At 40.2% G+C, this 13,491-nt stretch carries 13 protein-coding genes and 1 pseudogene; 2 read left to right on the top strand and 12 right to left on the bottom strand.

Annotation, left to right across the window (positions count from 1 at the left end; all coding sequences use genetic code 11):
* Nucleotides 1-279 precede the first annotated feature (279 nt).
* The 5 genes from LC574_RS05715 to LC574_RS05695 form a co-directional block, all read right to left on the bottom strand.
* Entirely contained in the window at nucleotides 280-459 is a 180-nt protein-coding gene (locus LC574_RS05715; RefSeq protein ID WP_229451921.1) for a replication restart DNA helicase PriA, read from the bottom strand.
* A gap of 582 nt (nucleotides 460-1,041) precedes the next feature.
* Entirely contained in the window at nucleotides 1,042-1,488 is a 447-nt protein-coding gene (locus LC574_RS05710) for a hypothetical protein (RefSeq protein ID WP_229451919.1), read from the bottom strand.
* Between the two features lie 61 nt (nucleotides 1,489-1,549).
* Nucleotides 1,550-1,930 (bottom strand): hypothetical protein, encoded by a 381-nt coding sequence (locus tag LC574_RS05705; protein WP_229451917.1) that lies wholly within the window; start codon nucleotides 1,928-1,930, stop codon nucleotides 1,550-1,552.
* A 129-nt stretch (nucleotides 1,931-2,059) separates the two neighbouring features.
* Nucleotides 2,060-2,440 (bottom strand): hypothetical protein, encoded by a 381-nt coding sequence (locus LC574_RS05700; protein ID WP_229451916.1) that lies wholly within the window; start codon nucleotides 2,438-2,440, stop codon nucleotides 2,060-2,062.
* 20 nt (nucleotides 2,441-2,460) lie between these two features.
* Nucleotides 2,461-3,078: a hypothetical protein gene (locus tag LC574_RS05695; RefSeq protein ID WP_229451914.1), complete on the bottom strand. Its 618-nt coding sequence runs from the start codon at nucleotides 3,076-3,078 to the stop codon at nucleotides 2,461-2,463.
* A 954-nt stretch (nucleotides 3,079-4,032) separates the two neighbouring features.
* Between LC574_RS05695 and LC574_RS05690 the strand changes: the two genes are divergently transcribed.
* Nucleotides 4,033-4,419, top strand: coding sequence for a hypothetical protein (locus LC574_RS05690; RefSeq protein ID WP_229451913.1), 387 nt, complete (start codon nucleotides 4,033-4,035; stop codon nucleotides 4,417-4,419).
* Nucleotides 4,420-4,835: 416 nt separating this feature from the next.
* Here the strand turns inward: LC574_RS05690 and uvrC are convergent, their stop codons facing one another.
* On the bottom strand, nucleotides 4,836-6,734 hold the full coding sequence (uvrC, locus tag LC574_RS05685) for an excinuclease ABC subunit UvrC (protein ID WP_229451912.1): 1,899 nt from the start codon (nucleotides 6,732-6,734) through the stop codon (nucleotides 4,836-4,838).
* Between the two features lie 835 nt (nucleotides 6,735-7,569).
* Here uvrC and LC574_RS05680 point away from each other — a divergent pair.
* A complete protein-coding gene (locus tag LC574_RS05680; RefSeq protein ID WP_229451911.1) occupies nucleotides 7,570-7,749 on the top strand; it encodes a hypothetical protein in 180 nt (59 codons plus the stop codon).
* Nucleotides 7,750-7,770: 21 nt separating this feature from the next.
* Here the strand turns inward: LC574_RS05680 and LC574_RS05675 are convergent, their stop codons facing one another.
* The 6 genes and pseudogenes from LC574_RS05675 to LC574_RS05650 all read right to left on the bottom strand — a co-directional run.
* A complete protein-coding gene (locus tag LC574_RS05675; protein ID WP_229451909.1) occupies nucleotides 7,771-8,193 on the bottom strand; it encodes a response regulator in 423 nt (140 codons plus the stop codon).
* Nucleotides 8,194-8,655: 462 nt separating this feature from the next.
* Nucleotides 8,656-10,017, bottom strand: coding sequence for an LL-diaminopimelate aminotransferase (locus LC574_RS05670; RefSeq protein WP_229451924.1), 1,362 nt, complete (start codon nucleotides 10,015-10,017; stop codon nucleotides 8,656-8,658).
* A gap of 198 nt (nucleotides 10,018-10,215) precedes the next feature.
* Nucleotides 10,216-10,551 carry a co-chaperone YbbN gene (locus LC574_RS05665; RefSeq protein WP_229451923.1) on the bottom strand — a complete coding sequence of 112 codons (336 nt, stop codon included), beginning with the start codon at nucleotides 10,549-10,551 and terminating at the stop codon, nucleotides 10,216-10,218.
* Between the two features lie 174 nt (nucleotides 10,552-10,725).
* On the bottom strand, nucleotides 10,726-11,502 hold the full coding sequence (locus LC574_RS05660; RefSeq protein WP_229451907.1) for a PspA/IM30 family protein: 777 nt from the start codon (nucleotides 11,500-11,502) through the stop codon (nucleotides 10,726-10,728).
* A 162-nt stretch (nucleotides 11,503-11,664) separates the two neighbouring features.
* A complete protein-coding gene (locus LC574_RS05655) occupies nucleotides 11,665-12,414 on the bottom strand; it encodes a PspA/IM30 family protein (protein ID WP_229451905.1) in 750 nt (249 codons plus the stop codon).
* A 273-nt stretch (nucleotides 12,415-12,687) separates the two neighbouring features.
* Nucleotides 12,688-13,491: pseudogene (locus tag LC574_RS05650) on the bottom strand (hypothetical protein); the annotation flags it as partial.

The following is a 13,491-nucleotide window of genomic DNA, read 5'->3' as shown; positions in this document are numbered from 1 at the left end:
GGTATTTGCTGAACTTGAAGAAGATATCCGACGTGCCCAAGCCCAGATGCAACAAGCAGAGGCCGCTAAATAATGAGTAGGTGTATTTTTGCGCCTTCAGCTAGATTAGATTTGAAAGAAATTAGACAACAGCAACAATTGAGATTACAAGAACAGATACGACAGCAACAACTCCGACAACAGAATAACAACCTGTGAAATGTTCAAAATTGTTGACAAGTAACTTTATTATTAAAAATTAGAGAATGTTTTCTCTAATTTTTAATTTTTAATTACTTACTAGCGTTGTGCATAAATACCTGGGGCGTAAGCCTCAATCACATTGCCAGTGCGAGTGCAACTAATCATCAAATAGTCACAACTAGAGCATTGTGTTCGAGTTAATTGACTATCAGAAATGTAATAGCGTTCTGCTTGGCAGCCGCAATTTGGGCAGTAAATTTTTTGTACTGTCTGCATTTTAAAATCCCTGATTGTAACTATTTTTTATTTGAGAAAACTGCCAGTGAAACTAGCAAAAATTTTGATTTTACCCAACTTAACAAACTGTCTTAATATTGGCTGATTATTTTAAACAAAATTTCAGATTTGAAATATTTACGATATCTTTGTATATTATCCTCAAATTTCAGTGATTTTACCCTCCTACTTTAGATACATAAATTGTTTTTTAATTAAATACTGCTTAGAGATTTACTGATCCCTATGGCGAATGCCTTGAGAGAGACTTATTTATAGTCATTTTAGACAAATAGAAAAAAAGCTGTTCTTGTATTCAAAAATTAAACACAGAAAAATACTGTATATTTAGTCACAAAATATCTATCTTAAGATTTAGTTAATATTTGCTGATAAGGTTTATGAGATTAAGAGGTTCTTCCAGGATTGCTAGGTATGATAAAATTGTCGATCGGGTTTTGACTGTGCAAGAAGATTTTTAGCAACGAGTTAGAGGGTGTTTATAAGTATGGTGAACCGTTGTTGAGTACTATCAATCAGCGATCGCTAAGTGTTTATACAGTTGGATTAGCGATCACCCCTCTAATTTTGTAAGTTAAAGGATGCTTTATTGATGAGGATATCGTTTTGAAATCTAAGTGTGACACTCCAGTATGGATTGATATCTTCTCTTTGAGATTCGTAATCAGTCAAATAAACATCTTGATTGTTCCACTGGTAAATCTTTTCATGTATTTGTCCATCAGCGGAATCGATATTGTTTTCATAAATCAAGATACCATCCCAGCCAAGAATAGAACGAACTTCATCATAAGACATGCCTGTAGATATAGAGTTATATAAATTTTCCCTGATTTTAGATGACAAATTTATCTGTTTAATCTGTATAGTCTCATTAGTATTTTGATTAAATACTTTGCACATATTGATAAAGAAGGTAGGCATCTGAGTAATAGAAAAAACTCTAGGAGAATAGATAAACGCAATCCATACCAATAAAGCAACAGCTAAGAATATTGAATATTTCATAAAAAAAGAGTGGAATAACCACCCTACAATTTTCTCCAATAATATCAAGGTAGGGTAATAACTAACGAATCCCTGCGCTGCTTTCGTGGGTGCTAGTGTATGAATTCGTAATAGTATTGATCGTACCCCAGACTCTAGTTGTAGTCTCTTCATGAAAACTACCATTTAGTTCAGCACCAGCATTCTGAACAGTAAAATCTTTAAAAACTTTTCCGACTTTACCATTGTTGTACTCGGTTTCAACCTTGCCATCAATGAAAATATTATTAGACGAAGAGTTGTAATCTTGAGTGCGAGTTGAATTGGTTACATTATCGATATTTAAATTAGTCTTTGTTCTGCTTTGCTGAATTGTCCACTGGTTCAAAACAAAAGTTTCACCTGCTTTAGCAGGGCTAGCAAACAAACTAGCAAGAATAGCTAAACCGAGAACTTTTTTCATTACTTTGTTTTCATTATAAATTAGTTGCCTTTGTCAGAGAAACTAATCTTCCCAAAGGAACTAAAAGAAGTACTAGGGTGGATTAAACACCCTAGAATCTTTTCAAATTGCATCAAGCACTATTAAGAACTAACGAACACCTGCGCTGGTTTCGTGACCATTAGTATATGCGTTAGTTGTAGTGTTAATAGTACCACCAAGCTTAGTCCAATTAGTTTCACTATATTTACCATATAGCTCACTACCTGCTGTATTATTGATAAATTTATCAAAGGAAATTTCTGTACCACTAGCAGGTGTGCTGATATCAATAGCACCATCGACGTAATCCTTTTCAGCCCAAGAACTGTATTTTTCGTTACGTTGGGAAAAAGTCTTAGAATCAAGTGTTAAATCGGTCTTTGTTACGCTGTCACTCCATGAATCTTCGTTACGCACAAATGTTTCACCAGCAAAAGCAGGGGTAGCTAAGAAGGTAGCAAGAATAGCCAAACCAAGAACTTTTTTCATGAGTTTATCCTCGTTGTGAATTAGTTGTCTTTTTCAGCCTCATTTTTAGGTAATTCTTGAGACTGGAACCTCGGAAGTTTGTTAGGTTCATTTGTATTAGTTCTGTTTATAGCAACCCCTTTACAGACAGCAGAAATAGTAGGAAAGCTGTCGGGGTTTAGTTGGATACCAGCACTGATTAATTCAGCACAGGCACGAGCATTGATAATCTCTACATCATATTGAGTCTTACGAGAAATAGTTTCAGCCATTTGTTTGCAAGTACTCTCTAAGCTTCCACCCAAAGGGAAAACTATAGAAGCATTCATAGCATAAGAGGCATTGTTAGATAAACTAATCCCGTCATAGGAACTCAAAGAAGTCCCTAATATTAAAGATGGCCGCGGACACACAACATTTATTCCAGCTACTCCTTGAATCTTATAAGTAGCCGATTCACCAAGGTTGTAAACTCCTGTTTGATTAATTGCAGCAGAGTTCCGTTGTTGATTATCAAGAGTCTGCTCTTGATTAGGCTGAGATTGAGAATTGACAGAGTTAGTGACAGACTGTGCTTGGGATTCGAGATTTATGCTAACTACTCCCAGTAGACATAATAAGGAATGGTTAGTAAATAGTCGTAGAGCTTTTTTAAACATTTGAAGTTTTTTAGATATTGCAAAGGAAGGGTGTTAAGAGTCATGGATTAAGTAACTTGGCAGAATAAAACTAAACTAAGAAAGATAAATTAAATAAAAATTGTCTTTCTTCTTGCCTCCTACCTCCTACCTCTTGCTTCCTGCCTTATCCCAACGACAAATTTTTACGCGCCTACTTGGTTTACTAATTGAGTGCTTTACCTCATGAAAACAAGTAGTATCCGCCACTTGATTTACTTTTTAAAGTGTTGAAGTTTATGAACTTTTGCTGTTCGTTATTCATCACGAATTAATATTCTCAACGATCAAGAAAAAACGCGAGGGGGTTTTTGTGGGGTTAAGTGGGAATTTGGCAAATATTAATATTCATAAATTAAAGATAAAGTTAGTTTTAAATAAAAAGAAAACAAGTAGAAATATTAAAGCAATGATAATAAAATTTTGAAGAGAAAATGAAGCTTAAATAAACTCTTTGAAAAGTTATTCAATAAAAGCAATTTTTTTAAAGATCAAATAAACTTGCTTATAAGTTAGTTCATACCTTGTATCATTACAAATACTTAGATCAAAAATCTTTCAAATCATCTCAAGTTCATAAATTTTAGATGACTACTATTTGGCTTTTGAAAAAACGTCCTACTCCTCTACCTCTCTTCTCTCGTATTCCCTGTCTTCACAAGTAAGTTGATAAATCAAATCAGATTGCTATATCAACTATTAACAATTCAAAATTCTAGTGCGCCTTGTCGTAGCCTCTCACGTTACTTGCTACAACAACGAGGCAGTCCGTTGGGCGGGCAATGCTCGACTTGTTCGCACAGCGTCTTTGACAGGAGAAGGAACTGCCGTGAGAACCCCCGCAACGCAGTGGCTCCCTTTGGGAGAAAGGGTCTTAAACCCTTTAATTTACGATAATTAAGCATCTACATAAAATTCATCAGATTAGTTTGACCTATGAACATCCAAGAGTTATTAACTATTGCCGATAAAGTGGTATCGAAATCATCTGGCAGACATTTGACTGATTTACAAAGTGATTTGTTAAAAGCATCTTCTGAAAATCAAACATACGAACAGTTTGCCAACGATCGCGGCTACTGCCTCGATTATATAAAGAAGGATGTAGGGTCTACGTTATGGCAATTGCTATCTCAAGCATTAGGAGAGAAAGTTACAAAAAAGAACTTTCGGCAAGCGTTAGAGCGATATCAACAGGCTGAAAAATTTGTGACTTTTGACGAAAAAGAAAAACAGCAATATTTTGGCATCTATCTAATGTTTTGGCTTTTTAAGGAAGCACAGAAGAATTCGATAACTTTTGAGATCGATACTACAGTATAGATGCCGAGTAATACCAGGGCTATTTCGTTCTAGACATAAACCGCCCAGAACTGAAGTTCCTCTCTTATAGTCCAAGTCCACGCTTAGTGGACTAAAAGCCTTTCTTAGTCCACTAAGCGTGGACTTTTGCTATTAGCCTCAGAATTCATTCTGAGGCGGGCTAGATGAGAATGAAATAGCCCTACGAGTAATACTGCTACCTTGGAATTGAAAACTTCAAATACGTAAGAATTCAGCACTCACAAGTCAGAAGTCAGAATTTAAAACGAATCCAGTACGATCAAGACTCTTTAACTATTCTGACTCCTGAATTCTCACTCCTGAATTCTTATTCAAATACTTGTGTCAACCCATAATTTTTCGTTTGATAACCCAATCCCCAATCCCCAGTCCCTTTTACATGCTTTTCACCCATATCAAGAAGGATGAAAATAATCGTAAATTTCTTGAGCCAAACGCGGGCCGATTCCTGGAACCTCAGCAAGTTGTGTGGGTGCAGCTTGCCGAATATAATCAACTGAGCGAAAATGCCCTAGTAACTGCTTTTGTCGATGATGTCCTAAGCCAGGAATTTCATCTAAACGCGATCGCTTCAATTTATCACTGCGTTGCTGACGATGAAAAGTCACTGCAAATCGGTGCGCCTCATCCCGCAACCGCCGCAACAACTGCACCCCTGATTGTTCTGAATCAGTTGTTAAAGGTTTAGATTCTCCCGGTAAAAAAATCTCTTCTCGCTGCTTCGCCAGACTCACAACTCGCAAGTCTTCTAATAAATTCATCTCTTGCAAAACGGCGACAACTGATGACAATTGACCTTTACCACCATCAATCATGATTAAATCAGGCCAATCTGGATTACCCAAACGTGACAACTGTGGATCGTCGCCATACTTACGGAACCGTCGCCCAATAACTTCAGCAAGACTAGCAAAATCATCTGAATGTCCCGCCGTCACCGTCGGATTTTTAATTTTGTAGTGGCGATAATGCTGTTTGGCGGGTAAACCGTCGATAAACACGACTTGCGAAGCTACTGCATTTGACCCTTGAATATGGGAAATGTCGTAACCTTCGATGCGGTGGGGTATATCTGGTAAATCGAGAATGGCTGCTAAATCTTGCATTGCTTGGTCGTTGCGTTGGCGTAGCCCGTCGAAGACATCGCCTAATTTTTGCATTCTTTGCAATTCATACTGGGCATTTCGCTCTACCATCTCAATTAATTCTGCCTTAGTTTGCCGTAAAGGAGTCAAAATTGTGACTTTTTTCCCTTTGCGTTGAGTTAAGACATCCGCCAATATCTCGCTATCTGGTAAATCATGCTGTACCAAAATTTCTAAAGGTATTTCCACTGAGTCAGCAGTTTGGTAATGTTCCTCTAAAGCTCGTTGTAAAATAGCTCCCGGTTCTGCATGAGCATCCGCCACAAAGGCTAAACGTCCTACCAATTGTCCAGCGCGAATCTGGAATAGTTGAATGCAGGCGTATTCTTCGTTGGCTGCCAGTGCGATCGCATCCCGCGAAACTGTATCATCTGGTAAGGAAACTTTTTGATTGGCTGTCAGCGACTTTAACCCAGAAATTTGGTCACGAATCCGCGCTGCTGACTCAAAATTCAAGTTTTCAGCTGCTGCGTTCATCTGTTGAGTCAAAATCTCAATCAGTTCCTGAGTTCGCCCTTGGAAAACCATCGCTATTTTTTGCACAATTTTGCGATATTCTTCTGGTGAAATCATTTGTTGACACACACCCGGACAACGCCCTAAATTATAATTCAAGCAAGGACGGTCTTTAAAAAGTGGTTGAGGTCGTTGTCGCTGTGGAAAGATGCGCTTGCACAGGCGTAAAATTTCTCGCAACAAACCAGCATCAGTATAAGGCCCGTAAAATTTATCCTTTTCTTTGCCGAATTGACGTTTACGAGTAATAAAAATTCGCGGATAATCTTCTGACCAAGTGATGCAGAGATAGGGATATTTTTTATCATCTTTGAGCAGCACGTTAAAGTATGGCTGGTGCTGCTTAATCAAATTCGCTTCTAGTGCTAGCGCTTCGGCTTCGGTATCAGTGACAATGAATTCAATTTCGGTCACCAACTTCACCATCGTGGCGATACGTTCACTCTTGTTGTAGCCATCCCGGAAATAGGAACGGACACGCGATCGCAACTTACGTGATTTACCTATATATATAATGCGATCGCTACTGTCCCGCATTAAATAAACCCCCGGTTCCGGTGGAATTTCGGCTAGACGATTTTCCAGTCGTTCTGGGTCTTTAACCAGTGGTAATATTTGAGTTGATATTGTCACAACCAAAATTAGGTAATCTTTCTCTATTTTAAGAAAAATTATTTTTTTGTGCCGATTTAAAAAAGTATTTATCAAGTAAATGTAAAGCAGCTAGGCTTTTAGTCTACACACAGAGAAGTCTGTAGGCGCTTCTGCCGCTTCTTGCAGGGTGGCTTGGTTTCCGACGATAGCGGGCGCACCATCTCAATTAACAAGACTTGGGGCAAAATCCCCTTGTTAAAGTAGACAACACTACTGATATAGCAATCCTAAATGAGATTGTGAAAATTTTTGTTATGGTCGTCCTTAGTCAATTGTCCTTTGTGATTTGTGATTACAAAGGACAAATGACTAATGACTAATGACAGCCAACATAAAAATATTTCACAAATGATTTAGGACTGCTATAGTGGTTTATCTTGTTAAATTTGATTAGTTGGTTTGTGATCAAAACCCTGTAGACACGCATTAGCGCAGTGGTACGTTAACGTAGTCGGGCTTTGCACAGTCCAATTTCGCGTCTTTTTGGAGTTGTCAGAATAAAAAATTGGCTTTTTGAATTTATAATTAGCATTTTAAAATCAACGGTTATTTGCTATTCCAAAATTATTTTTTATAAAAACTATTTTTTTTCCTCATCTTGCTAAGTTTATATTTTTATTATTAAAACTAATTAAACTTTTGAGTATTGCTTATATAAATATAAGACAAAATTAGACAAAATTTATTCTTCAACAAGATTTTTGCGTTTTATTTAAACTGATAATATTAAGCGATTTAACGGATTTAGGAAGTTAAATTTACGAATATCATTAGGAATGTAGCCATTACAATAATTTCAGGCAAGAGTTGAACTATGAGTCTGCAAGAGTTTGAAGCCCAATACCGGGAAGCTATGGCTGAAACCCTCAATGATCTGCAAACAGCAGTTTTGTTGTTAGCGCAAGTACAACATAAAATTTCAAAAATTGGCAGTTCTGTGCAACATATTAGTGAGCGAGTTGAAGAGTTCATTGCAGACCAAAAAGCTCAATAAAGGCACGCCTAGTAGAAAAGTTTATTTGTGGCAGCAAGTCAACTCTTCTTCAATCGTAAGTAGAAGATCCTTGAGTTTTAGAGGTTTGACAAAATAGCGGCGTGCGCCCAAACTCAGAGCTAGTTCTTGATCGGCTTTAAAAGCAAAAGCTGAAACCACAATGATCGGTATTTTTGACAAATCAGGTTTTTGCTGGACTTGTTTTAAGAGCGAATAACCGTCAATATCCGGCAATTTCAAGTCTAATAACATTAAATCAGGCTGAAATGTCTCTATAGTCGAGAAAAAAGTAGAGCCTTCTGATAAGCTTTCGACATCGTACCCAGAGTAAATTAGATAGTCACTCAGTAATAACCTATTGAGATAATGGTCTTCGACTAACAAAATTCGTCTAACTTTGTCTGACCGCAATGGCTGATCTATATTGAATAATTGCGCTGTCATTGCTACCTATTATCTGATTATATTAAGTAAAAGCCAACTATTATTACCGTAAACGAGAACGCTAGTGCATTTAAACTGTAAAACCAATAGTAATTTTACTTATGTAATCTAGTCAAACATATTAATAAATTAAATTTATCTGCACTCCAATACTTAATAATATGCTTAAATATAATATTAATCAAATATAAAGATAACAATACGATAATTTTAAATTCAGTATAATACCGTCATATCATGTCCGGCAAATTAGTTGTGATATGTCATTGCGAATGCAACGAAGTGGAATGAAGCAATCGCAAGGGTTTGGAGATTGCTTCACTTCGTTCGCAATGACAATTGTTCAACCGGACATGATATCATTCGTAGGGACGCAAAAATGTGCGCCACTGCCTCTAGGGCGCCTGTTCTATCTATAGACTTTGCTGCAAAAAATCTTTGGTGTTTAACTTGAGAAGAAATTCAATGAAGGAACTGGGCAATTCTTTGCACAGCAGTTTCTAACAAAAGTGGCTCATGCACTAAGGCAAAGCGGACATATCCTTCTCCTGATTTACCAAAGCCAGCACCTGGGGAAGCTGCTACACCAGTTTGTTTGACTAGCTGTGTACAAAATTCGATGGAGTTTTGACTCCAATGTGAGGGCAGTTTTGCCCAGATATACATTGTGGCCTGGGGAGTAGGAACATTCCAGCCAATGCGGTGTAAAGCAGTGATGAAAGCATCACGCCGTCCCTGGAAGGTAGCAACAGCAGATTTTACCCCCATTTGAGGGCCAGTTAGGGCAGCGATCGCACCATTCAAAATCCCCCGATACTGATTAAAATCAACAGCAGCTTTTACCTGGCGTAAGGCGTTAATTAACTCAGCATTACCGATGGCGTAACCAATGCGGAAGCCGCCCATATTATAGGACTTGGAAAGGGTGAAAAATTCAATCGAGACGCTTTTTTCTGGATCAGCTTGCAGAATTGAAGGGGCTAAGGATGGGGCATTGGGCATCCCTTCGGCTTTGCTCAGGGCAAGTGGGGATTGGGCATCCCTTCGGCTTCGCTCAGGGCAAGTGGGCATTGGGGATTGGTCAATAATCAATAGTTCTTCTCCCCCAGCTTCCCCAACTTCCCCTGCTCCTCCACTCCTCCACTCCCCACTCCCCACTCCCCACTCCCCAGTTTCCCCAAATACCAAATCTACGTATGGGAAATCGTGAACCAGGACGAGATTGTGTTGCTGACAGAAGGCGACAGCTTCTTGGAAAAAAGATAAAGGAGCGATCGCAGCAGTGGGATTGTGAGGATAACTTAATACCATCATCCGCGACTGAGCCAAGACTGGGGCAGGAATCTCAGCAAACACTGGTAAAAAATCGTTTTCTGCCCGCAGTGGCATCGGGTAAATTTGACCACTGGCTAGGTAGACTCCCCCCGCATGGGAGGGATAACCCGGATCGAGCAATAGGGCAAAATCTCCGGGATTGAGTATTGCTAGGGGTAAATGGGCTGTGCCTTCTTGAGAACCAATTAGAGGTAGTACCTCAGTTTGAGGATCGACTTTGATACCAAATTTTTGTTCGTACCAGTTGGCTGCGGCTTCACGAAACCCAAGAGTTCCGTTAAACAACAGATAGCCGTGGGTACTGCGATCGCAAAGAGATTGGGCGATCGCCTCGATGACATGTGCCTCGGCTGGTAAATCAGAAGACCCCAACGACAAATCAATTACCTCTCGTCCAGCTGCCAAAGCGATCGCCTTGGCTCTGTCCATATCAGCAAATACATTAGATTGCAGGGGTTGTAAACGCTTTGCAAATTGCATCTTAGTCATTTGTCCTTTGTCATTTGTCATTTGTCATTTGTCATTTGTCCTTTGTCCTTTGTCCAATGACCAATACTTCTCTTCTTAGGCTGCGCCAACGGCAACGCCCTTCTCTTCGAGAGGCTGCGCCAACGGCTACGCTCAGGACAAGCTCAGTACAAGTGACCAATAACCAATGACCAATGACCAATGACTAATGACTAATGACTAATTACTATTTAAGTGCGTATCTAAGAGTTCGAGTAATTTATCTTTGCCAATGACTCCCTCAGTGGATATCAAAACTTCCTGGTCTTGAAATAGTCTGAGGGCGGGTACACCTTCCACTTGATACTGCTTAACAGTGAGTGGGTTGGGGTCAATTTCCATTTTAACGACTTTGAGGCGATCGCTATATTTGGTAGCAGCTGAGTTAATCAGGGGCGACATCAATTGACAAGGCCCACACCAGGAAGCCCAAAAGTAAACTAATACAGGCTGTTCAGCTTTTAATACTTCTGTTTCAAACTCAGCATCAGTTATGGTGATTACAGCCTTACTCATTGCAGTCTCCATCAGGTGGCGATCAAAGTTGGCATACACAATACTTTATCTCAAAGTAGTCAATAGTTTATAGTCAATAATTGATAGTTATTTTGACTGTTAACTATTGACTAATGATGTAAAATCCCACAACCAACAGGCGTGGGACTAGCTTAAATAAGTTTTCTAACAATTTTACAATTGATCCAATTGCTTGCGTAGAGAATCCAACTCGGCATCAACCACTTCATTAGATTTAGGAGCAGTGGTTTCTTGTTGCGGTGGCAGTTGCGCTTGAGTTACTGGAGTAGCGGGTGGTAGCATTTGCGCTTTTAAAGCTGCCAATTCATCATCAACATCGCTACTACCTTCCAATTGGGCAAATTGGCTTTCTAAATCGGCACCCGCCAACTCTCCTACTGCCTGGGCCCGGGATTCTTGCATCAAGACCTTTTCTTCCATCCGCTCAAAGGCAGCCATTGCACTGCTGGTATTCATCCCACGCACCATGCCTTGGAGTTGCTCTTGGGCTTTGGCAGTGGTGATCCGAGCTTTGAGCATTTCTTTCTTGGTTTTAGCTTCAGAAATCTTGCTTTCCAGCTGGATTAAGTTGCGCTTGAGGGTTTCAACTTGAGTGCTTTGGGTATCCAAACTAGCTTTGAGGGCGGTGCTGGTGTCAGTGTAAGTTTTTTTGCGCTCTAGAGCTTGTCGTGCTAGGTTTTCATCACCTTTTTGCAGCGCCAGTTGGGCATTGCGTTGCCACTTATTGATTTCATTTTGGGCATCATTATACTGTTTCTCACTGCGTTTTTGGGAGGCGATCGCCTGGGCTACTCCCTGACGCAGCTGCACCAAGTCTTCCTGCATTTCCAGGATGGCTTGTTCTAGCATTTTTTCGGGGTCTTCGGCTTTGTTAACTAGGTCGTTGAGGTTAGAACTAACTACTCGCTTAATGCGATCGAATAATCCCATAACTTTGTTTTTCCTTGTTTGGTTTACGCTTTTTGTTGGACAGTTAGCTTTTTTATTTTTTAATAGCTACCTATTTCAATGTAATCTTTCCGGTTTAAATCAGTACGTTCTAACAACTCTTAATTTTTAAGATATCTCCAAAGTGGGGTAATTAGCAGAACTTCAATCCTGAGTTTTGGGTAACTGCTGTTGGGGGGGCTGTGTCTTCTCGCTCTCCTGGGTGGGGAGATTGTTGTGCTGTGTGTTTTCTGCCCCGTTTAAAACCTGCACCTTCATCGCTGCCAATTCGGCATCCACATTATTAGTAGATTCCAAGGAAGTAAATTGTGTTTCCAAGTCGTCGCTACTGAGTTGAGCTATTGCTTCTGATTTAGCTTCTATTTGCGAAACTTTTTCTTCCATGCGCTCAAAAGCACTCAGACTGCTGGTGGTAGAAACTCCACCGAGCATTTCCTGGAGACGATAAGACGCTTCGGCAGAACGGGCGCGAGCAATATACATATCTTTTTTTGTTTTCGCCTCAGAAATTTTTAACTCTAGCGATCGCATATCCTTTTTTAGCCTAGCGACTATCTCGTTTTGCTGCTCTATCTGGGAAAAGAGGGCTGTAGCGGTTTCTTTATAGGCTTGGCGCTTAGTCAAAGCTTCCCGTGCTAGAGGTTCGCTGCCTTGTTGCAGGGCCAATTGGGCGCGGCGATACCATTCTTCTGTTTGAGACTGGGCGGCGGCGGCCTGCCGTTCGGTGCGTTTTTGGGTAGCGATCGCTTGTGCTACACCCTGCCGTAACCGCACCAGATTTTCCTGCATCTCTAGGACAGTTTGCTCCAAAATCTTTTCTGGATCTTCTGCACCACCGATCAAACTATTGAGATTAGCCCGAATCACCCGCAGGATACGCTTGATTAATTCCATGTCGGCTCTCTATTCACGAAATTCAGTCCTGAGTAATGAGTTTTGATAATTAGTTATCACCGCATATTGTGGATGCCACATCCCAATTAACTTAGTGCTGTTAGCCGATAGCTATGGTTGAGCCAGTGCTGAGTGAAAAACTACTAGGTACTGATGTACTTTGTAAAAGCTACCCAGAACAGCAGTCGCCTCAAGTGGCGTAGCACTCCTCATCCAGGACTCAGCACTCATAACTCAAGACTGTTATCTCATGGTATCGTAGATTTTTGCAACTTATGGCTGCTGAACCCGTGCCTTGATTCCCTTTGCCTGTAACAATTTCAGATGTTGTTGTACTTGCTCTTTAGTCTTAAAAGCACCTAAATAAACCAATTCTTTGTTGGGTGATAAATAAGCATCGGGAATTACTTGCTGTGCTGAGGCAAAAGCCGCGTCTTTATTATCTATCACTACATGATAGAACCCATCTGTTGCTGGTTTGATTTCTGCATCAGGTTTTGGTGAGGTTTTTGCCGTTGAAGTGGGAGGCAAATTCAGGGGAGGCAAGGGCTGTACTGTCGGTATTGGTGCTAAAGCGATCGGATTTGCGGGGTTTTGGGGAACGACTGGATTAGGCACTGCTGCGAGGGTTGGTTGGGCTTTGGGTTTTAAGCCAACTACATCATTGGGGTCTCTCACTTCAGGAAACTCTTGGGCAGCTAGATTGGGATACTTGGGTATAGATGTGCTTGGTGGCTCGATCTGAGGTTGGACACTACTTCCGACTTCCTGAGTATTTTCTGGTGCAGCAGACGAGTTACCGTTAAACAACTTGCCTAAATTCCATTCTGGCAAGCTTTTAGGATTGAACACTACATAACCCAAGATAAGACTTGCTACCAATAGCAACAACATCGAGCCGATACCCAAAGGTGATAGCAGACTCTCGCTAGAATTTTTTGGTTTCTTGGTTTCTGGTTGTTCTTCTGTCAGACTTCGCAGCAGTGCTTCACTAGATTCCAAATAGTCATTTGGGTGCTTAGGGGTGTCATTTGGCGGCAAGAGGCTTTCGCTCTTAGTATCTTTAATGATTGCTGG

Origin of the sequence: Nostoc sp. CHAB 5715, from assembly GCF_020829685.1 — a bacterium.
Classification (GTDB): domain Bacteria; phylum Cyanobacteriota; class Cyanobacteriia; order Cyanobacteriales; family Nostocaceae; genus Nostoc.
This window is presented reverse-complemented; position numbering and strand designations above follow the sequence as displayed.